The following is a 21373-nucleotide window of genomic DNA, read 5'->3' as shown; positions in this document are numbered from 1 at the left end:
AATTTTTCCCTATTAAGATAGAACCGAAAACGGTCGTTTATGGAACTTTCTAAAAAGCAATCAAATAACCTGCTATTTTCCTAGTTTCCCGGAACCAAAACTCATTCCCAAAAACAAAGTTCCATTTTTGAAAACAAGAACCGTTTTTGGCGCTAAAATAGAGATACACTTAGTCTAAAGAAGGTGGAAATGGTGATTTTTGGTTATGCCCGTGTCAGTACAGAAGAACAAAATTTAGATCTACAATTAGATGCGTTACAGAAATTTGGGGTGGAAAAGATTTATAAAGAAAAGTTGACGGGAACTCGAAGAGATCGTCCGCAGCTCGAAGAATTACTGAAGGTATTGCGGAGTATAGATAAAGTGGTCGTGTACAAACTGGATCGTATTTCTCGTTCCACAAAACACTTGATAGAACTAAGTGAAGTGTTCAACGAAATGGATGTTCACTTTGTGCCATTACTGATAATATTGATACATCAACGGCAATGGGGAAGTTTTTCTTTCGTACCATGGCAAGTATTGCGGAACTGGAACGAGATATTATTAGTGAACGGACAAAATCGGGGTTGCAAGCAGCAAGATCCAGAGGGAAAAAGGGCGGTAGACCTACCAAGAAAGAAGATAAGGTAGAGATTGCAATTAAAATGTATAAGAGTAAGGACTATACAATTAAAGAAATTACTGAGATGACAGGACTCAGCAAAACAACACTGTATCGATACCTAGAGAAAGCTTAAATATAAAAAGGGTTGCTCTGCTCGGTTTTACAATTTATGTAAGTATTATGACGGACTAGAGCAGCAACCCTGTGATCGAGCCTTAATTAGGCGTTTATTAACTTCTTCAAAAATATATCACCGAAGTCTGGGTGCACATAGCTTTCTTTATAATCCAGTAAATCTTCCATGACTTTCAGCATTTCTGAAGTACGCATATTCTTAACAAGAAATGCGTTAAAAAGGTTTAACTCTAATTCAGTTATTTCTGAAGCATCTAAGGTAACTAAAATTAATTTGGAACCCATATTCCTCATTTTGATAAGAAACTCAACTGTCTTTGGATTAATTACTTTCTCGAGAATAATTAGTTTGGGAACACAACCATTTTCATAAAGTTGTAATTTACTAGTCTCCGTTTTAATAACTTTAAACAAATGTCCAAACTTCAGATCAATTAGCTTAACCAACCCATCCTGAAACGGTGACTTTTCATGTATCACCATAATGGTATCTCTGTTCACTATCTCCCCTCCTACATAAAAAAACCCTGCTGTAAAAGTGCATACAAGTATATGTATGCATTTACAACAGGGTGGTCCCTTTATATATTTTGTTTGATTTAATTATATCAATACTTTTGCATAATTATCAATATCACTTCGTCCAATTTACCGGTTTAGGAGAGGAAATTGAAGAAATTTGGCCGTTAATTAGTAATCCATACTGCCCGTATCCTTCTGCGTCTATTATCCACGCGACTTTGGAGGCCAAAGTGAGAGAAGATTTGTGATCATGCAGTGGAATTGGGGACTTATATACTTTTGAAGTCCAGCCTTTTACTGCATTTTCAAGGCTTTTTGGATGTAGCAATGGTTTTTTGCACAAATTGACTATCCAGCAACCGTAAGTACCACAAGAAGATACATACCATCTGGCGTCTTCTCTTTGAGCTGGAAAGTCAGGCTTATTTGGATATGTGTACTTTTCCTTTTGTACCGGCTTTCCGATTAATTCATGAAACACATTCGGATCGTCCAATAAATAATCAGCTTCTTCCTCTATTAGTGAGAATTTAAAGTCAATATGATTATTGTTTAGCGGGGGAGAGGCCATTATATCTCTAGATAAGAAAAAGCCGCACCTGGCTGCCTCGTAAGAACTATCGACATTTACGTTTTGACTGATCGAACAAGTTTCTGTAAGTTCATCAAATAGGTCACACGATGTCCGGCATGTTACCGCTGCAGGATTTACTTGCTTTTTACTATTATCTATTACAAGTTTTAACATGGCATTCACCCTTTTCCTAATAGCTTGTTATACATCACCTAATACAATTGGAGAAATAAACGTCAATAAGGTTAATCCGCCAGCAAAGACCCACATTCTTTTGCTCCACCTGCCGAATTCAGGATGTTTTATCAAATGATAAAATAGATAAAATACTAATCCAATTGATATCATCCAATCAACAGTAGAGTGACTGGCAGCAGAGATTAACTGAATAAAATCACTTGCGAGTAGTGTAACATTTTCACTATTTGTTGTAAATAATAATAGTATTAAAATTCTGATGAAAAAGAAAGTGATTGGAACCCAGATTAAAAGCCCGGTGGATCCTTTCATCACCTGGCCAGTTTTCGTAACAATTGAGTAACCTAGCCTAACCACTCCAAATAGAAACATTATTGTAAATATGGCAGAGAACAAAAAGGATATTTTTGGTGCAGTATTATTTAGATTTGTAGACCAAACATTGAGCTGTTCATTTAATGTGATACCGTTACCCTGCTGCAACGGACTTGCGCTTGCAGCAGAGGGTATCAAAATCACTAAAGCAAAGAGTAGTAATAGGTAACGAAATTTTAAGACCATCTTCTTTTCCCTTTTCCATCAAAGCGGAAGCAAAGGCCCGTTTCAAAAGTTGCTGTACTAATTCGGCCATTAATGATTGGAAGGTCCACTAAATGCTTGTACCTTCCTTGATTGTAATCCAGCACTTGAGAAAGAGAAGATAGCCATTGACCAAGAACCTGTGTGTTAACAGTTTGCTCATTGCTTAAAATGGTATTAACCTTTTTACCATCCAAGTTCAACTTAAATCGAATATTGCTTAATCGGTAATTATGCCATCCAAATTCAATCTGGGTAAGAAACGCTCTAAATGGAATTAGTTTCTTAAACAGTGGCGTAACATAACTTAGTATTCTATGATTATCTTGAACTTCACTTGGAAGAGCTGTATGTAATTCTAAATCAATACTATTATGTTCAAAGGATCCATCTGGGTTAACTGCTATAGAAGCATCCAGGTTTACATTTAAATGATTACTTAGTGGGGTCAACCAGGCCAAATCTACATAGGTTAGGTTATCTTCAATTGATTCATAATATTCTTCTGTTTGAGGTATTCCTTCTACCCCCATCGCATTGATGTATAACTCCCCTTTGACAAACCTGAAATTGATATGCAGTTTATTTAGTCCAATTTGTTTTTTCTTAATTTCTTGCTTTATTTCTAAAATTTGCTTTTCGCCTAACCTTTGAATTATCATAGGATAAATCTCCTCTCATTTATTGTAGCTAAGCCTTAATTTAAAATCCTTTATAAATCTCCATATATTCTCAATCTCTATATTTTGGATAAAAAAAGCTGTTAATGAAAACATTTCCAAGTAAAACTAAAACTGCCATTATTATATTACAATAGGCTCATCCTCTCTGTCGAAAAGTGTCGAAAATCTGATTATCTTATCTAAAAATGTAAAATGTGAGGGTCTTTATTACCAAAAGAATTATTCTTTTGGTCCAAACCAAGGTTTTGCACCCGGGCTTGGACCAAAAGGCGACTAAAGTCGCTCTTTTGAAATTCTTTACATTGCTAGTACTCTATCGTCTTGAATAAGATGCTCTTCATCTGGAATCATGTATTCCTCTGACACAGATGCTTCAACTCTTACTAGGTTTTGTACACTGATTTCCTTACCAGTCCTTGCTACATCTAGAATGAGAATATCCCCATTGCCTATTTTTTTTGCTTTTTCCCCCACATTTACCCATAGCCTTTTTCCATCTGAAATATGGATATAGTTTTCTTCTATACCAACTACAGAAACTACCCATTGTTGAGCACCTTCTAAGCAGTCCATAATTTTTGCAGGGGCAAATGATTCAAAACCATTTTGAGAGGGTGTTGTCTGTTCAATCATTAAGTCATTCATATGAATACAATCTTCATCCTGGTCATCATCCTCTATCCATTCAGAAACGAAAATTTCTTCTTGATCCGATTCTTGGCGGAGACCATCTAATAGTAATTCACCAGTTTTATAACTGTGGTGATAAATATCACCTTCTTCAGCAGCTGTTATCTCTTTTTCAATCTGCATAAATAATTCTTCAGATTCCTCATTTAGTGCTGATTTTAAAATTAATGGTTCCTCTTCCGCATTCACTGTATGCTTCGCAGCTCTTATAGGAATAACTTCTGCAAAGTTTGTACAATCCTCGCCAGAATATGAATAGTCATCATCCACGGGGTAATGTAAAACTTTAATTTCCTCTACCCGTACATAAAAATAACTTTCAAGAAACCAATAAAAATAAACAGCCCAATCCCAAGTTATTAAAATTGTCATAACTGTCTCCTCCTAAAAAAGTTCAAACGCGAGTTGCCCGCTTACCGCTGCTGTTGGCTTCTTCTTTGTTTTTGTAGTCGTATCAACTTCAACTTCGAATATCGATATTTGTTCAGCTGTTACTGCAAATTTTGCTCTTTCATATTCCGTTAAGTAAGCCACGATTTCCCCATCTTGAATACAATCGAATCCAAAAGCTTCTACTAAATCTACTTCCAGGATTTGATTGGTAAACATAAACCCATTGACCTTTCCATCTGCAATATGGCTTGTAATGGTTGCCGCTTTCCGGATAAGGACGTTTTTAGAGGAATCCGCGGAAACTTGCTGATTAACCCAGGCAATAAATTGTTCTTTTGGTGAGTTGCCCATTTTCTTTTTCTTTCCGATACTTGCTAAGATTTCTCTTGCACGATCAGAAGCTTCTGCCGTCCATTCCTCGGTAGATCCCTTAAGCACTTTTCCTTTTTTAATGGACTCAATCAGCATGGACTGCAGGTCTCCTTCATCTCCCAACATTGCATTAAGCCCATCTGAACTTACTTCTCCGTTTATGGCACCGGCAGCTTTATTCTTCTGAGCTATCAAGGTAGCCATTTGTTCTTGGAAAGTTTCTTTATAGTAGGGTAAGCATGGAGCGCCTTATTTGCTTTCGCAAGTAGGTTTCTCCGTACTCCCCTCCGAACCGTACGTACACCTCTCAATGTATACGGCTCTCCATTTACACCTGAATTTGTTAGTGTTTGTGGTTGCCGTGATGATATTTAAGATGGCAATCTTCACAAACTGCAACTGTTTTTCTGTTTCTGGCAATCATCAGAAATTCAATTCGAGTGAGATTTTTCCCCTTCAAATCCTTAAGGCGCTTAGTGTGATGCATTTGTAGAGGCTTATTAGTCGCTCCACATGCTTCACAAACTTTCGCTTTAAGCCTGCTACCAAGGCTATTTATACTGTTAAAGTTAAACGTATCGGCTAATCTATCGATGTTCGAGTTTCCAGCAGATACAAGAGACTTGCTCCGCTTGAACCCTTCATCATAGAATGCTCGCTCTTTTGGTCCCTTTTTAGTTTCATAACGAATGATAAGTCTACCATTGTTCTGATATTTTCTATGTTGCTCAGAGACCTTTGAACGATATTTATTAGCCATAGTTTTTAGGAAGCTCCACTTCATGAAGAAGTAGAATTTATGCATTTCGTACCCCACATTTACTGCAAGTTTGTAGTAATTGTAGAGACCACGAATTTCAGCATTATACGTGCTTACTATTTCGATATCTTCAAGGGGTACAAGATATGTCCTGTGAGTTGACTTCCATCTCTTTTGTGTCATATCGATAGCCTGATATTGTTGAAGTTTTTTAACCCAGCTTTCTCTAGGCATTTCTAGTTTTATAAGTCCGCTGTATTTTTTACTATCAGTAGATGGTTGATAGACGGTTATCACATATCCTAAGAATTTTGCTTCTTTGGTGTTATGTGTGATAAGTGTCTTATCTTGTGAAAGTTCAAGTTTTAGCTCGCTATAAAGGTAGTTTGTTATTTCCTGTTTTACAGATTCCGCATCCGCTTTACTACCAATAACTCCGACTATAAAATCATCAGCATATCGAACATACTGAATTCTTCTGAAGTTAGAATCCATCGGATCCATAGCAGGCATAGATCGCCATTCATTTTCGTAGTGTCTGATTTTCTCTTTGATTTGTATCTTTTCATCATCACTCATCAAGTGAGCTTTCTGTCTTAACTTCTTTTTATTTCTAAGGACATTCTGCTGAGCATTCAAGTATGGACGAAACTTTTTCCTCTCGATACCTGTGTTGAATGAGTTAGCAAATCTAATCATAAATTTGTCTAATTCATTGAGGTAGACGTTAGAAAGAATCGGACTAATGATACCCCCTTGAGGTGCACCACTATATGTCTTATTCCATTTCCAATCCGCCACATACCCTGCTCTAAGGAACTTCCAGATTAGGTCGATGAAACGCTCGTCCCTAACCCTTTTCCTCAGAAGATTAACTAAGATGTGATGATCAATATTATCAAAGAACCCCTTTATATCTCCTTCAACAAACCACTTTGTACCAGTGAAGTTTGCTTTTAGATGAGATAGTGCGGTATGGCAACTACGGTTAGGCCTAAATCCATGTGATGTATCAGTAAAGCTTCCTTCATAGATTGCTTCAAGCATCATTCTGACTGCTTCTTGAACTACCTTGTCATCTGCTGACGGCAATCCTAATGGTCTTTTCCCACCATTTTTCTTCGGAATATGAGTACGTCTAACAGGATTAGGCTGATAAGATGAGTTTTTAAGTCTATCTATTAGCTGTTCTAATCTCTCCAGGCTCATTTCACTGACAGTCTTACCGTCAACACCTGGAGTCATAGCTCCTGCATTTCCACTTATATTCTGATAAGCCAAGAGTAAGAGTTCCCTATTGTAAAGGTTCCTGTATAACTGCTGATACTTATAATTCTCATCACTCGAATGTCTCTTCAGGTTGCCCAATAGTACTTCTGGATTTCTCATGGTTCCTCTCGAACCTCCCCATATTCTTATTGGACTGGTAAACTGCCTTCCTTCGCCATGTAATAGGCTTTCCCTATTTCGGACTACTACGAAGGCTCCGTTACCATGCGGGATATTCAGGTCTATAACCAATAGCCGTTTTAAAGGCATTCCCGTTTAGGTAATCCCCATTTAGTTACATTAATGACATGACATGTTGTAATGTCGGATGGAACTTTCGCCTTTTACTCTCTGATTGAGTTTGCCGGAATGTGGAATCCTACATCGCATGAGTTTAGACTAACCTCATGTGTCACATTCCATAGACGCTCCTTGTAATTGTCTTACGCCTATGCCTTCTATAAGGGCTGCTCAGGCTATTCTTCAAGCAGTCTAGCTTTCATCCTCATTTACAACGTTTCACCAAAGCTCAGTCGCATCTTGACAACTAGATGACTTGCTCTTTAATCACATGCTACAGTCCCCTCATTGGTTTCCCAATGAAAGTAAGTGATCGGTGATAGGAAAGTTGGATTCATTCCTACGGGGTGTCATTCCCGATTCATTAACGCACCTTATGGGCGCACGGCTAAGTAATAAAGACGACACTCTTCCGTTTGTCCGATCCGCCATGCTCTTCTAGCAGCTTGATTAATCGTGAATAAGCTCCAACTAAATTGGTAGAAAATGAGGGTAGGTGTACATAATAGGTCAAGACCTACCTGTACAAGCTCCTGTGACACAATACAAACATCGTATCCCTCTTTTTCTATCTTCTTTTTTAGCCATTCACTACGCTTATTTGTGGCCGTGGTAGAAGTGTCTAAGATACAAACCTTTGCTCCAACCTGCTCAAGAATGTGTTGTAAACGCGGCCTTACATCTCTGCCTTCTACACTGGAACCTGTATCTCGAACATAGACAATACTTTTCCTGCCTTCCTCTATCTCACCCTTAATGATTTCCTGGAGCTTCTTTTCCTTGTTAAGTATTCGCTCTTTAGGAAATTCATCTGGGCTCCAAATTAAATCTCGGTCCCCATCTTCTGTTTTGATAGAGAATGGGGGATAGGTGAAAGGGTTATCTGGATATGCGATGCCTGTTTGAGTCAATGGAAGATAAAGCTTATGCCCGTCATCTCGTCCATCGATAGCTGATTCAAATGTAGATACCATGTTGTTATAATGCTTCTTTAAATCCTCGTCTAAATCTACAAGAATTGTAGGAACATTGATCAACTCCACAGGGTCTGGCCATACATCTGTTAAGCGGACAAGCACACTGTTTTGGACAAGAAACTTTGAGAACACAAATGGTGATATACCGGGAAGAACCTTTTCTGTTCTCCTGGTGCCTCCTCGCGATTGCTTGTTGCTGTACTCGCCTTTATCGTCCTGATTGTAAATAGTCGTTTCAATGTTTCCATACTCTTCATTCCACTTCCGAACTTCATTGAATGCGTAACCGTTCTCAACCATAAGGTGTGGGAATAAGCGCCAAAGTGTATAGTAGATATCCTCGGCCTTGCCTCCAAAAAGGGTTCCTGTACCACCTATAAGCTTTTTTGAAGCAGCTGCAAGGCTCCCTAGTGAATTTCCCTGGGCTGACATGCCAGATTTCAGCATATGGATTTCATCACAGATAGTAATATCAAAAAACCATCTCATTTTCCTTCGGATGTATTCAATAGAAGCGATTCTCCTTGGATTCCCGACTTTCTTAGGAATCTCAGGTTGAGAGAGCTGAATTTGTTGGACCAAAGGCTGATTCTGCTTTAAAGCATGTTCAATCTGCCTTTCGTACTTAAACCAGTCTTTTATTGATTGGTATCTAGTAGGTACCTTCTTGGTCCATAAACTTTCACCGCATTCAGAACAAAAAGCATTGGCTGGATTTTTTGAATTATGAAGTCGCCTGCTTGTTCCAAATTCATCTTCATCCATCGTCCGTTTATTCTGAACCTCTTCTTCCTCTCCATCCTCATTGGTTTCCACTGCAGTAGATTCAATAACCTGGTGTGCATTACCGCAGCTTGGACAATAGTATCCAAAGCGATATGGTAAGGAGTTTGACTCACCTTGAAGTACCGTTTTCTTATAATCAAAACGAACTGCAGGAACCATCGCACAATCGCCCCTCATTGTTGTAAAGGAAATGACAAAGAATGTTGGTTTCAATGGCTTAGGCCTTCCTTGACTGGTCCATTTACGATGAAACTCAATGAGTTGCTCTGTCCGTTCAATAACTCTTACATCAGCATGAGGTAAAATTTCTTTTATTTCCTCCGGCCATTTTTTTGTTAGGCTTGGAGGACACATTAGACAAGCAAAATACCCTTTTTTATTTGACAAAGCAGCAACTACATCAGGAATTGCTGTCATCATGGTTGATTTACCCGTGCTCATTTCACCTTGTATTAAAGCTACCTTCTGCTTTTTCAAAACTTTAGCGATCGCGGTAGTAACATGAGATTGGACAGGAAGAAGTTCCCGCTTATAAGTTGAGATTTGCGGGTGTATAGAGTCTGTCATTGGGTCATGGCCTGGAGTAACTCTATTGCTTACCTTTGTGACCATATCATCCATGAAGGTTGTCATATACTGTGTCAAATCTTCTATGGATTCCACTGCTTGACCAGTTCCTGTCTTAGGAAACTTCAGCATCCCACTTGAAATCATTCCAGAAATAATATCATCCGCTTCCTGCTCTCCAGTTTCCTCACTAAAATTCAGTTTATAGATGGAAAATCCATCAGGAAAAAGGGCGGAGTCATAATAAAACTTGAATTCCTCAATACAACCTCTTCTTAAGAACTCATTTAGAATAATATCTTTCCATTCAGGTAGAATATTAAGCCCATACTTTCCGCCACCTAAAATTTGTCTTAGCCCTTCTCCGGGATCTGCATCGAACGAAAGAATATAATCTCCGTTTCCAAGCAGGTCATCATGAACAATTGCGACTGCTTTTCGGTTTTGATTAATGGTAATTGGGAACTTTGAATACTTCCCTTTATCAGAGTACATACGGAATTCTTGGGAAAATTTATAGTCAGTTAAATCTTTCTTCCCTTGCCCAAAGGACAAACCGCCACTCCCGGTATCAACTGCAGCTTTCATAGCCTGTAAAGTAGAATCATTACCAGCAATAATGGTCATGAGTAATTTAGCTCCTTGCCATTCATGCTTGGGTTCTTCTACCGCTAATGCGTAACAAAAAGCACTTTGCCATGCCTGCTCCAGGTAAATTTCAATCATCTTTGGGTTTTCATCTGTCTCAATCACTTTATTTAATTCCATGCTGCTGACTCCCTGCATCAAATTGAATAAGGTATGCCAGCTGGCGATCCCTATCTCAAATGAGGCAGGGATACACCTCCCTATATAGTTTTCTTAATGAACATACTCTTTAAGCTGTTTGTGGATCTTTAAGAGTGCACGATCAATAGCTCCTCCTACTGTATCCTGAAAAGTCGTTTGGATAGATAGAGGGCTCACAAGAGCTTGAAACTTTCCATTGTGGTCACCTTCGTTGATATAGTAGACTTTTATCGAAAAATCTTCATACTCAGTCTCCAATATGAATATCATCCGCATTAATGCTCCCATCTAAAAATTCTTTAAATGCCGTAATAACTTCTTGCCTTGCCTTTTCAATTGAGTCATAACAGCCGGTAGTCAGATTATGAATTACACCATTACTCATATGGATTCTGAACAAGCTTCCAAGAGGCAGGGAATCAACATACTCCACGAAAAACTTCTGGCCGGCGTACTCCTCTAATTGAAAAGAAGAAACCTGGTGCATTGGTTCTGCACTTCCTTTCTCAGAAAAAACTAAGCTGTTTGAGGATTTTTTTCCTCTTTATTCGCTTCCATTAAAGATCTAAACTCATTAATGATTCTCCCTGAAATATCACAAATCATAGATCCGTAATTTAAAAGTGAATCGGGGTCATGTTTGCTCCATGAGTTAACATATCGGAAGGAATAATCTGATGTGTCTAAGCCGAAGAACGAACAAACAATAAAGGCTGTTCCTTCTGCAACAACTTCCTTCTCCGATGTAGAAGACTTAGTATCATATCGATGCACCTTTGAATGCACCAATTCATGTACTAATGTCTTGCATTTATGATTAACACTTAAAGTGTCACTAACGACGATTTCATGGTTTGCTCGGCTATAATAACCATTGGCTCCTTGTGCGTCTCCATAGGTGATTGGACAATTATCTTCTTCAGCAATCTGTTCAGCATATTCAATAATCTCTCTAGCTGCTTCAGAATCGCCTTCAAGCTTTATAATCACCTTATCAATAGGAAGCGAATCGCCTTCCGTCTGTTCAAGCGCGAAAACTGGAACAGTTATGAAACCACTTAGCTGTGTTTCACCGGTTTCATTTCCATGCTCATCTTTCACCTTTATGAATTTCGGCTTGAAGATTCTAATGGCTTTAGAACCCAATTTGATATTGCGGCCTAACTCATTCCAACGTTTGAAGCTCGCTATATAGCTGGCATTTGGAAATTGAGTTTTAGCAACCATAATGTTTTTAAAAGAGTAATTCGGCATCAGTGCTTTCATTTCTAAAAGAGCTTTGAATTCTTCTGGAGAATATTTAAAGTTTCTTACACCTTCATCCAGGACAGAAACAAGTTCTTTTACTCTTTCTTCAACGCCTGGACCTCCTTTGCTCCATCTCTTGCTCTTACCTTGACGATTTGCCATGTACAACAGCCCCTATCTTTTAGTGTGTATATATAAAAAAGAGAATAGGAAACCCATTCTCTTTGAATACGACCATCTTCAATTGCTTTGAAAACACAAAAAAGCCCTTGAAGTTTCTGAAAAAATAGCAATAAAAAGCTATTTATCCATCAACCTCAAAGGCTGCTATTGATTAAAAATACCCGCTAATCCTCATAGGATTGCCATAAAATGAAAAAATGAAATGAATATATTGGTATTATATCCTTTGTTTTCTATTTAGACAAGAATGATAAGTGACTAATCTCAAATTATTCCACAATACTACCCATCAAGGAATGACACCTACCCATCATAAGATGACAGGCGGACCCATCATAAAATGACCCCTACCCGTCAGGAAATGACGGGCGGACTTATCCACAAGAAATCCCTATTTTGTTAATAAATCCGCCTGTCAGGAGATGACACTCTAGCCCGTCATGAAATGATAGGCGGATTTTCCGGGTGTCATTTCATGACCCACCCCCCCATCATAAGATGATGCCGAATAATATAAATCTTTAAAAAGACTTTAATAAATATATTTATATAGAAAAAGAGTAGAGGAAATGATCCCTCTACTCTTCAATAGGAAATAATTTTGATATCTAAGGAATTAATATTTAAATCATTCAACGCCTGTGTAATTAAATCTATATGTCTATCATTAATCCAGCTAGCCGCAAATTTATTTTGTGCATAGAGTGTAATCACGGAATCACGGTTTTTAAATAAAGAATCTTTAAACCAGGTATCGAAAGATGGTTTCGAAATTTTAGCTTGTATGTATTCCAATACCTGCTTTGTAAGATTCAAGTCATCAGTTGTCATTGATTCTTTGATATCTAGTTTATGTTTTTGTGCCGCGGCATTTCTCTTTTTTACCGGCTTATGGAACGTTTCTCCCTGTTCAATAAAGTCCTCATAAATCCCTTCATAATTAACGACATTTCCAAGGTTGTCTGGGCTATAAACAGACATATACTTTTCCATAAAGTCATCATGCCTTCTCTTTAGTTCCTCCGGAAGCTCTTCATACAATTCCTTCGGAAGAAATGGCACCCGTCTTCTCACTTTATAAATTGGAGTTTCATCCATATTTTTTTTCTTCTCATCTGCAGACATGCAGTTAAATCTGAATACAAATCCGTATTTTTCTAAGAGACTTAACCTACTTTTAACAGTATTCACAGAACCAAAAGAACACTGAAGCTGCAGAGTCTTTAATGCTGGCCAGCAATAGTCTTTCTCAATACAATAGCTTTTAAGTGTGATAAACAGTGCCAAACCATCTGCTTTAAGAAAGTGCTGCCAAAAATGAATAAGGTAGTTATGTATGATTGTAAAATTCCGATCTTCGAATTCAATGTTTTGACCATAACCATCTAAGCTAAATTCTTTAACCTTCTCTTCATTAAAAAGGATTTTATTAACTACAGGGTCATGATAAAAAAATTCTTTAAATTGACCTGTTTTGTCTATTAACCACCTAGATTTTTCAATTTTTAGATCTTCTTTGACAGGACGGTAATAGATAAGGGGATAATTTTCCCCCTTTAGATTAGGACGAGCATCTTTCAAAATTAAAACCTCCAAATCATTTTACCCGTAAGGCTCTGAACGGAGATTCCTACTTGAAATAAGTAATTCAAACTGTTAAAATATGAATTAAATTATCAAGTATGAGAAATCCCGCCTATTGAATTTCATTTAATCTTTCAGCGGCCAAACTGGAAGAGATTAAATGAAAGCCTCTGGTGGGTTTTTTTTGCCATTTTATAGTGAATTAACACTATTATGTCTATAGATGCTATATTTTCTATCATAACAAAACTAGACAGGTAATTCTAATATACTTTGGCCTTTTAACCAGATAAATGTCGAATAGACGACAAAAAGCCCCCTACAAAGAAACCGAGGGTATTTCGGCTTGTTTGATAGGGGGCTTCCCTTTTGGATATCCAATTGTTGTACCTAAATTAAAACATGACTAGTGGAAATATTCAACACCTGGGGAAGAAATTGTTAAGTTTCTATTTAAGGCGGGCTCCCGAGGTTAGTAACCTAGTAGAAGATTCTATTATTTCTTTTAGCTTGTTATATTCTTTTTCGAGTTTATTTTTCTCTGCTGATAGTTTTTGGTTTTCCTCTTTCAAAAATAGAACTTGTTTTTTTAGTTTATTAACTTGGTTATGTGGTTCCACTTCTTCAAAAGCTTTCTTATACAATAGTTCAATATTATTGATAAGTACTTGAAGATCAATAATATCTCCAGATGGTGATTGCTCCTTACTACCACTCTGTCCTATTGTCTTTGTATTATCTTCTGCCTGAGTTGGACCCAGCTCTTTTCGTTGTGTTTTTGCTTGTAAAATCTCCTCTTTATACTGCCTTCTAACACAAGCATTCCACCTAAAGCCACAAGCAGAAGCGGTTCTTGATAGTTGTTTACCTACTTCTTCAAATGCCTTTAATTGTGTTCCCCCGGTTCGAATATTAGAAAGTACTACATTTGCTAATAACTTATCCTCTTCCCCTGTCCAAGCATCTTGTCTTATTTTAGACATGGCATTTTCCTCCCAATAATTTTTTTATATAAATATGTCTTATTAAACAAAAGTAGAATGCCTTTAAGAATGGCATTAGCTATATTAGTTGATCATTCTCATTAATTATTACAATTGAAGTTATATATTAAAGTTCCCAAGCCTACTTTTTTAAACTATTGAAAAAAAAATAAAAAGCGTCCCTGATTAGAACGCTTGAGATTCTTAAGCCCTATTTTAATTTCACCAATAAGTTACATTAATTGAAAATTAATTCAATAAAAAATTCGTCTATTTCTGAATCTGACTTGGTGAAGATTTCATGATTACCAGATAGTAATTGCCTAAGTATGCTGTCTAAACGTATTGATACTGGTGCAAGGGTTTCTTCACTTCCTTTTATATTTGATCCATGCACAATAGTTGATCTATAATCATATGCTTTTTTAATGAACTTAAATAAATCTTTTTTATCCTCCTGAGATGTTCCCAACATAGCAGCTACCCTTTCGGCAATCCGATGGTTTATTTCCGTTTTTGCTGTACTAAATAAACACTCAAGAGCTGTACAATATGATACTATTTTCATTGGGATAGCCGAATTATTACGGGCACCTAATGTGAAGTAATGGGCTTTGTGTATTCTTTGTGCATTACTGCTCTTATAAAAATGGTCAAAATTTGTATATTTAAATCCCATATTATCTAAATTGAAGTCGTCAAGAGAAAATGGTTCGAAATTTTGTTTTGCGGCTTCCACTTCTTTTTTTGTAAATACAAACTCTCCATATTCACCTGAAGCGGCTTTAAAGGTTTCTGTTAAAGAAGCTTTAAACGTTGCACCTTCTTCAATTTTGTTTACATATGTAATTAAGAAGCCATCTCTTACATAAATCCCATTGTCTTTTACAAACCAAAGGTCCGTAACAAATCCTTGTGCTTCTCTTAAGAAATAAAATGTATAGGCGGTTCCTTTTTGGTCCATTTCATCTTTTGTTTTTATTTCTGGAAACTCACCGATTTTGTAATAATAAACAGTATTATCAAATTCATCTACAGAATGAACCCCTGCAGTCCACATCATTAAATCTGTCTTAAGAATATTGCTTCTAACGTCTGGTCCATTTGAAATCCTTGTTCCTGGTGCCAGTTCAAATCCTTTATTTAGAATGGCATTTAATTTCATATTGTGTAGGATAGTTATAAAAATGTATTTCAAGACATTTCCCTCCGATTATCAACTTCATTCAAATATTCGACACAAAAATACAAAAACCTTCCTTATTATGGAATGGATAATTTGTTCTTAAATGAAAATTAGCTTTCCAGGAAGGAAAAACTGATGTTCAGAACGAATATCTAGGAAATCTAAAGGAGGTAAACTTGGTGGAATGCTTTAAGTGCGGTGACACAGTAGAGAAACCTAGTAATTCTCGTACCATTCTTAACATTCAAATTGCACGAAAAAAAATCCAGATTATAGACAAAATTGCGCAGGATTTTAAAATTAATGATAGCCAGAGTCATATTTGCGGGGAGTGTATTGGGGAACTCAGTCAACAAACACCCTATAATATTCATTTCGAATTATTAGACTCCGAGTTAAAAAACAAAATTGAATATGATTATAAAAACAAACTACGCAATTTAGTATGATATAACTGAAAAACAAAAAGGGACCTTAGAGTCCCTTTTATATAAAAATATAGATTATTAATCTAATTAATAAAATAGTGTAAAATTATGATCTTATTTAATCATTAGAATAAACCCAAACATATTAGGAGAGCAAAAGTTCAAGCTGACCACAATTACTAACACTGTAGCTCTGAACATGCTTCTTTAATGTTTCAGTAGCAATTGAAGCTTTAGTTTTAACTTTCATAAAAGTATATGCTAGCCGATTCGCGATAGCTTTAATAACCCTTCCATCAACACTTTGACCAAGCATTTCATACTTTCTTATTTTTTGTATATTTTCCGTGAAACTAAAATGGTCCGGAATCCCCATTATTCTCTTTATTTCATTAATTGAAAGAAACCGGAAATTCTCACCATTGTCACTTAAAACATGACTATTTGAAGCACACTGACTTGTATACCGTTTCGGAATGCATTGTATCCTTTCTGCATCCTTACCAACAAAAGTTAGTTCCAAACTTCTATCCTTCCAGGCTTCACGACTGTTAAAAGAATCCATAAATTTTCTTACACTCTTCCATTCATGCTGCACACTTGAGCGATCAAGAAAATCTTTTAGTTTTTTCCTTCTGAGTTTAGGAGCAGCTGGAAAGTCAAAGGATAGGAATCTCTCTTCATTCCTAAAACCGACAGCACACGTCCTTTTCCTTGTGGCAAGAGATCCAAAATCCCATGCCTCCAGTTCTTTTTGACCCCAGAATGGATAATCATCCTTTAATAGGTTTTTTAGCGATTCCCAGGCATTACTTTTATAGTATTGAGGAACATTTTCAAAGAATAAAACTTCAGCTTTTGAGGATTGAATAATCTTTGCAGTTGCAAGGACTAAATCATTCATTACATTACCTTCTTGGAAGCCTAAACTACTATGTTCGCTACATGGCGCTGTAATGAATGCCATATCAACTTCAGCTACATCTTGACAATCCCTTAAATCCCCACAGAAAACCGTCGAATTAGGGAAATTATGAAGTAATACTTCAGCGGAATCATCCTCTAATTCTATCTCCTGAACAGCGGAAAAATATCCTGTATCCTCCAAAACGCTAGTTCCCACACCAGCCCCTGCACAAATAGATAATAATTTGATCCGCTCGTTTCTCGGAGTTGGTATAGTGCTGTTTTCAAATAACTTATATTCAAGAGGACGTATAATTACCTGTCCTTTATTGCCTCGTTTATAAACATTAACTTCTATTTTTTGATTAATATCAAGAAAAGAACAATATTTATCTCCGGCAGTATCAACTAGAGGCCGCTCTTTTCCGCTTATCTTGCTCTTTCTACAAGCCACATGAACAGTATGAACATCTTCTCCATCTTCAAACGGAAAATTTTGCAATACTACCTCTTCAGTTAACTCATTTATTTTAATATACACTTCACCTTTCACCTTAAAACCGGCAGCTTCACATACAAGATGTTGAAGGAAAAGTCGAGGTTTCTCTGGCTTCCCTTTTTTTGATACAGTATATACTTTCTTTAACTTTAAATTCATTTGTTATTCCTCCAGTTTAAATTATCCCTGTAATAAAAAAGCAAGGTTCCAACAAAAGAACCTTGCCTTTCTCCCTGTATTTAGATGATAGAGTCAATATCCTCTTGATAAAAAACTCTACGTTTTTCAGAATAATAACCAGGGTTTAATTTTTCCAATGCATCTCCATATGGTTCAATAACATACAAAGGAGATACCTTAATTTCTGACTTAACTATACTATCCATAGAGTTTATAAATTTCTGTATGGTTTGGGGTATAGGTAAGTTGGCAGCGGCCTCAATAGTTTCATCAATCACTTGAGAGTTATAGATATCTGACCAGTAAATATCTATTAATTCTTTTACAACTTTTTCTGTGTTAAAAGGTAATTGGTTAGCACTATTTTTTAACATAGTTTTTCCCCCTAATTTAAAGATTACTACTTGGAGGCTTTACGATATTCTTCCTCCATGATCGGATCATCAAGTACATAGCCATAAAATATGATTTTTAATGCATCTTTCCTTGAATGATTCCTACTGATTGTCATATCTTTATACACTAATTTTAGTAGTGCATCATTTGCTACGAGCTTCTTCATTTGCTCTTCCATGAATACTATTTCGTTATGGGTATCCATATTCTTTCCTCCAATAAAAAAGGTTGATCTTTAGGTTCAGTCTTTCAGAAGGTTTTTGGTTCAGTGTCTCTAAACAAGCTTCAAAATTTTCCCCTGAGGCGTGATTACCTTAACGCTGACTTCACGTCGCGTACGAATTTTTGTAATCGTCGTTACACTGCCATTATCATGCACTTTCTTTTCCTCACTCGGAATTTTTTTCACAAGCTCCAGTCCCTGTACAAGATGATAATTATCTCCCTCTCCAATTTCTCCATTAACGGCTCCAGAAGCTAACAAGAGAGCCAGTTGGCCAACATTTAAGGGGAGAATAGGGTTACCGCCAATTTCTAGCTGGCGTGGCTTAGAACGATTTTTAAAGGCCTGAAAACCTTTACTGTTTCGGATCCCTTCAACAAAGTCTGATTTATTTGCTAACTTGGTATAGAATGTCCTTAACTTTTCTTCTCCTGCAGGAACACTCCACTTTTTATTAGCAGCTACAAAACGGTCTACCGGTGTAACTTTCTCCATCACAAATTCATCAGATTCCATTTGAATAAGGAAGTCAAACAGCTTTTGATTAAATTCCTTATGCTTTCCTGTCTTTTTATTTCCGATGAATATACATTGACGAAAATCATCATAATCATCATCCGAAAATCTCATCATACCTACATTATAAAAATGAGTGGCCAAAAACCTAGCGATCCGCTTATCGGAATAACGATAAGAAGGAATCACATACATTATGAGACCTTGCTCCTTAAGATATTTGGTGTTTCTGTAAAGCTCAGTCCACTCTTTTCTGTCAGCTGATTCATCATCCATCCCTTTCATTGTGAAATCGTATGGGGGATTTAAGTATAAAAATGATACAGCTTCATTTTGAATGACTATTGATTCAATAGGTGCATTAATTGTATGGTCTAATACAGATTTTGCTTTATCTGCTCTCCCCTTATCCAACTCCACACCATATGTAGTAATCCTACAATCCTCTTTCTGAAAGGCAGCTGACAGTTGTTTAAGGATATCACCTTCACCGCATGTGGGATCTAGCCACACTCCGCTTCCTTCAACGTCTAATAACTGAGTGAAATATTCACCTTGTCGTTCAGGAGTGGCAAAGAAACCAGCCCTAATTTTATTTCCTACATGACTCATTTAATAATCCTCCTAAAATATTATTCTTAGTATCTGTCCAAGTCCGAAATCCAGCCTTTTCATAAAAGTCCTGGTAAGGATCGCGAAAAGTATCTAAGTATTCTATAAGCTCATTGAGTTGCTCCCTTGATATCTCACCTTTTTTGTAATGATTCCTTAGGTGTGTCAAAGCAACCACTTTGAACATTTTATCTTTCTCCGCAAACGCACTTTGAATAGCAAAGTAAGCTAAAAAGGGAATGTACTCCTTTGCCTTTTTAAAAAACGGTTCTGTCACTGTTGAGTCGAGATAACAATCTGGCAGATCCAATAAAATTCCTCCTTCATAATTAAAAAAGAAAGGGAAACATATACCCCTTTCTGCATTTAAGATGTCCTTTAATTTTCAATTTGAAGCTCTAAGATAGAACAAATGGCTCTTAAGGAGTCAGACTCCGTGATATCCATTTCTTCGAGTTTAGTAAGCTCCTGTTCCTCCAAAATTACATAAGTATCAGTATGGAGGTAAATTTCTAAATAACCTTCATCTTCTGATTCTTGAAACATAGGAAGAAATCCAAACTTTTCTCCAAAACTTACTTCTAGGTACTCTCGTATCTCCTCAGCACTAGCAGAAAATATACTAGACTCATCTAGTACACGATATTTTTTCATTCTATTCCTCCAAAATTCTTTTTTAAAAAGGAAAAGCGCTCATTCACAAAGGAACGAACGCTTTATTTTCACCAACCTTAAAATGGCCATTCTTCATCGGTTTCAACGCTACCAGGGAACGGGTCGTCATCATGGGATTGGTTATTTTGATTATGATCTCCATTACTATTTTCATTGATACTTTTCTTTGTATCAAGAAAACGTACATCTTCTGCTACAACTTCCATAGTATAAATCTTCTTAGTGTCTTTCATATAAGATCCAGTACGAATAGAAGCAGTAACACTAACTAAACTACCCTTGTCCAGGTATTTATAACAATTGTTAGCAGTCTTTTTAAACGTTTTTATCTGAATAAAATCAGCTTCACGTTCACCGTTTTGGTTTGTATAATTACGATTAACAGCTAATGTGAATAGGCAAACTTTCTGTTCATCACCTTTAATTATAGGCTTTTTTGTAAGTCGCCCCACTAAGTTTAGACTATTCATTAACAATACCCCTTTTCTTTTAAGGAAGTAAAATTACCTTGATGACCAATAATAATGTGATCTAATAAGTCAATCCCTACTAGCTTCCCTGCCTCAGATAATCTTTTTGTGACTTCGATATCTTCCCTTGAAGGATACGGGTCTCCGCTGGGATGGTTATGACCAGCTATTATTGATGCTGCGCTGAGTTTTACTGCCTCACGAAAGATTTCTCTAGGGTGTACAATACTTGCATTTAAAGAGCCTTTAAATATTGTCTTACGCCCAATAACCACATTTTTTGAGTTAAGAAAAAGTACCTCAAAATGTTCTTGATCTAGTGTAGACATATCAGCCATATATTTAGCAGCGTCTTCTGGACTTCTGACAATATAGCATTCCTCAAACTTAAATTTGTTGAGTAGACCAGCAAGTCCAATACAGGCAATAATTCGATCCGCAGTTGATTCGCCAATACCTTCATATTGGAGTAACTCTTCTTTAGATAAGGAAGAGAGCCTTTTAACTCCTAATGAAGACAACTGGCCGGTTACGACTGGATTTGCTTTCGGTCCAATTAATACTGCTAACAAATTTTGTAGAGAAGTATTTTCAAAACCATAAAAGCCTAACTCCTCTTTCGCAATTGCAAAATGATTTTTCATTGTTTCCAACAACCTTTCTTAAAGTCTCTTAAATGCTCTCATAAATTAATAGCCTCTTACTCTTCGATGTCGAAGAAGTACCTTAGAATAGCTTTTTTAGTGCGCTGAATAAAAGAAGGGCTTACCTCATAATTAGTGCTCATATGATAAGTTTTCTCTCCTTTTAATCTCCACATTACAGTTTCTCCAGTTGCATTCTCGACAGCTGCAATAAACAAAAGTATCTCTTGTGTAGCAGACTTCCTATCAATAGACTTTGCGCGAAAATATCGACGCTCCCCATTTCTAAGAAGTATCTCTGCAGAAATTCGATACCTGTCATTTGAGGGTAAAAGCCTGATTTCCTTTCTACAATCCTCAATAACATCTCCTGGTTTTCCTAATAACTGTGACATTGTAACAGCCATTTTCTTTTCCACCTTTCTGGTATATTTTTTTA

At 36.7% G+C, this 21373-nt stretch carries 23 protein-coding genes and 1 pseudogene; 1 reads left to right on the top strand and 23 read right to left on the bottom strand.

What is annotated here, in order from left to right:
* Positions 1–192 precede the first annotated feature (192 nt).
* Positions 193–740: pseudogene (locus tag DFO72_RS24080) on the top strand (recombinase family protein).
* A gap of 86 nt (positions 741–826) precedes the next feature.
* On the opposite strand, the gene DFO72_RS24075 reads toward DFO72_RS24080, so the two are convergent.
* From DFO72_RS24075 to DFO72_RS23960, 23 genes are all read right to left on the bottom strand, one after another.
* Positions 827–1243 carry a hypothetical protein gene (locus DFO72_RS24075; RefSeq protein WP_009336446.1) on the bottom strand — a complete coding sequence of 139 codons (417 nt, stop codon included), beginning with the start codon at positions 1241–1243 and terminating at the stop codon, positions 827–829.
* Positions 1244–1376: 133 nt separating this feature from the next.
* Entirely contained in the window at positions 1377–2012 is a 636-nt protein-coding gene (locus DFO72_RS24070) for a hypothetical protein (RefSeq protein ID WP_113885530.1), read from the bottom strand.
* Positions 2013–2039: 27 nt separating this feature from the next.
* A complete protein-coding gene (locus DFO72_RS24065; RefSeq protein WP_113885529.1) occupies positions 2040–2597 on the bottom strand; it encodes a hypothetical protein in 558 nt (185 codons plus the stop codon).
* Positions 2588–3277 carry a hypothetical protein gene (locus tag DFO72_RS24060; protein WP_009336449.1) on the bottom strand — a complete coding sequence of 230 codons (690 nt, stop codon included), beginning with the start codon at positions 3275–3277 and terminating at the stop codon, positions 2588–2590. The genes DFO72_RS24065 and DFO72_RS24060 overlap by 10 nt, the downstream gene beginning before the upstream one ends.
* 318 nt (positions 3278–3595) lie before the next feature.
* On the bottom strand, positions 3596–4360 hold the full coding sequence (locus tag DFO72_RS24055) for a hypothetical protein (protein WP_113885528.1): 765 nt from the start codon (positions 4358–4360) through the stop codon (positions 3596–3598).
* Positions 4361–4372: 12 nt separating this feature from the next.
* Complete coding sequence (locus DFO72_RS24050; protein WP_113885527.1) at positions 4373–4957, bottom strand: hypothetical protein; 585 nt, start codon at positions 4955–4957, stop codon at positions 4373–4375.
* A 139-nt stretch (positions 4958–5096) separates the two neighbouring features.
* On the bottom strand, positions 5097–6902 hold the full coding sequence (gene ltrA, locus DFO72_RS24045) for a group II intron reverse transcriptase/maturase (protein ID WP_113885526.1): 1806 nt from the start codon (positions 6900–6902) through the stop codon (positions 5097–5099).
* 554 nt (positions 6903–7456) lie between these two features.
* On the bottom strand, positions 7457–10180 hold the full coding sequence (locus tag DFO72_RS24040; protein ID WP_243856265.1) for a DEAD/DEAH box helicase: 2724 nt from the start codon (positions 10178–10180) through the stop codon (positions 7457–7459).
* Between the two features lie 93 nt (positions 10181–10273).
* Complete coding sequence (locus DFO72_RS24035) at positions 10274–10459, bottom strand: hypothetical protein (RefSeq protein ID WP_236888100.1); 186 nt, start codon at positions 10457–10459, stop codon at positions 10274–10276.
* Entirely contained in the window at positions 10449–10688 is a 240-nt protein-coding gene (locus tag DFO72_RS24030; protein ID WP_113885524.1) for a hypothetical protein, read from the bottom strand. Before DFO72_RS24030 ends, DFO72_RS24035 begins: the two co-directional genes overlap by 11 nt.
* Positions 10689–10717: 29 nt before the next feature.
* The gene (locus DFO72_RS24025; RefSeq protein WP_113885523.1) at positions 10718–11611 is read right to left on the bottom strand and encodes an ArdC-like ssDNA-binding domain-containing protein; all 894 of its coding nucleotides are present in this window, start codon (positions 11609–11611) and stop codon (positions 10718–10720) included.
* 606 nt (positions 11612–12217) lie between these two features.
* The gene (locus DFO72_RS24020) at positions 12218–13213 is read right to left on the bottom strand and encodes a DnaA N-terminal domain-containing protein (RefSeq protein ID WP_243856264.1); all 996 of its coding nucleotides are present in this window, start codon (positions 13211–13213) and stop codon (positions 12218–12220) included.
* 452 nt (positions 13214–13665) lie between these two features.
* The gene (locus tag DFO72_RS24015; RefSeq protein WP_113885521.1) at positions 13666–14199 is read right to left on the bottom strand and encodes an RsfA family transcriptional regulator; all 534 of its coding nucleotides are present in this window, start codon (positions 14197–14199) and stop codon (positions 13666–13668) included.
* A 238-nt stretch (positions 14200–14437) separates the two neighbouring features.
* Positions 14438–15397 carry a HEPN domain-containing protein gene (locus DFO72_RS24010; protein ID WP_113885520.1) on the bottom strand — a complete coding sequence of 320 codons (960 nt, stop codon included), beginning with the start codon at positions 15395–15397 and terminating at the stop codon, positions 14438–14440.
* A 561-nt stretch (positions 15398–15958) separates the two neighbouring features.
* Positions 15959–17377, bottom strand: coding sequence for a DNA cytosine methyltransferase (locus tag DFO72_RS24005; RefSeq protein ID WP_113885518.1), 1419 nt, complete (start codon positions 17375–17377; stop codon positions 15959–15961).
* An 80-nt stretch (positions 17378–17457) separates the two neighbouring features.
* On the bottom strand, positions 17458–17772 hold the full coding sequence (locus DFO72_RS24000; RefSeq protein ID WP_113885517.1) for a hypothetical protein: 315 nt from the start codon (positions 17770–17772) through the stop codon (positions 17458–17460).
* Positions 17773–17798: 26 nt separating this feature from the next.
* Positions 17799–17999 (bottom strand): hypothetical protein, encoded by a 201-nt coding sequence (locus DFO72_RS23995; RefSeq protein ID WP_113885516.1) that lies wholly within the window; start codon positions 17997–17999, stop codon positions 17799–17801.
* A gap of 69 nt (positions 18000–18068) precedes the next feature.
* Complete coding sequence (locus DFO72_RS23990; RefSeq protein ID WP_220182008.1) at positions 18069–19145, bottom strand: DUF6094 domain-containing protein; 1077 nt, start codon at positions 19143–19145, stop codon at positions 18069–18071.
* On the bottom strand, positions 19126–19455 hold the full coding sequence (locus tag DFO72_RS23980; RefSeq protein ID WP_113885515.1) for a hypothetical protein: 330 nt from the start codon (positions 19453–19455) through the stop codon (positions 19126–19128). Before DFO72_RS23980 ends, DFO72_RS23990 begins: the two co-directional genes overlap by 20 nt.
* 68 nt (positions 19456–19523) lie before the next feature.
* A complete protein-coding gene (locus DFO72_RS23975) occupies positions 19524–19799 on the bottom strand; it encodes a hypothetical protein (protein ID WP_113885514.1) in 276 nt (91 codons plus the stop codon).
* A gap of 77 nt (positions 19800–19876) precedes the next feature.
* Complete coding sequence (locus tag DFO72_RS23970) at positions 19877–20290, bottom strand: single-stranded DNA-binding protein (protein WP_113885513.1); 414 nt, start codon at positions 20288–20290, stop codon at positions 19877–19879.
* Positions 20290–20934 carry a RadC family protein gene (radC, locus tag DFO72_RS23965; protein WP_395858213.1) on the bottom strand — a complete coding sequence of 215 codons (645 nt, stop codon included), beginning with the start codon at positions 20932–20934 and terminating at the stop codon, positions 20290–20292. The genes DFO72_RS23970 and radC overlap by 1 nt, the downstream gene beginning before the upstream one ends.
* Before the next feature lie 56 nt (positions 20935–20990).
* Entirely contained in the window at positions 20991–21341 is a 351-nt protein-coding gene (locus DFO72_RS23960; protein ID WP_113885511.1) for a DUF6018 family natural product bioysynthesis protein, read from the bottom strand.
* Positions 21342–21373 lie beyond the last annotated feature (32 nt).

The sequence above is a fragment of the Cytobacillus oceanisediminis genome, assembly GCF_004366035.1.
Taxonomy (GTDB): Bacteria; Bacillota; Bacilli; order Bacillales; family Cytobacillaceae; genus Cytobacillus; species Cytobacillus oceanisediminis_C.
The sequence above is the reverse complement of the archived record's forward strand: the minus strand, read 5'-3'. Positions and strand labels throughout refer to the sequence as shown.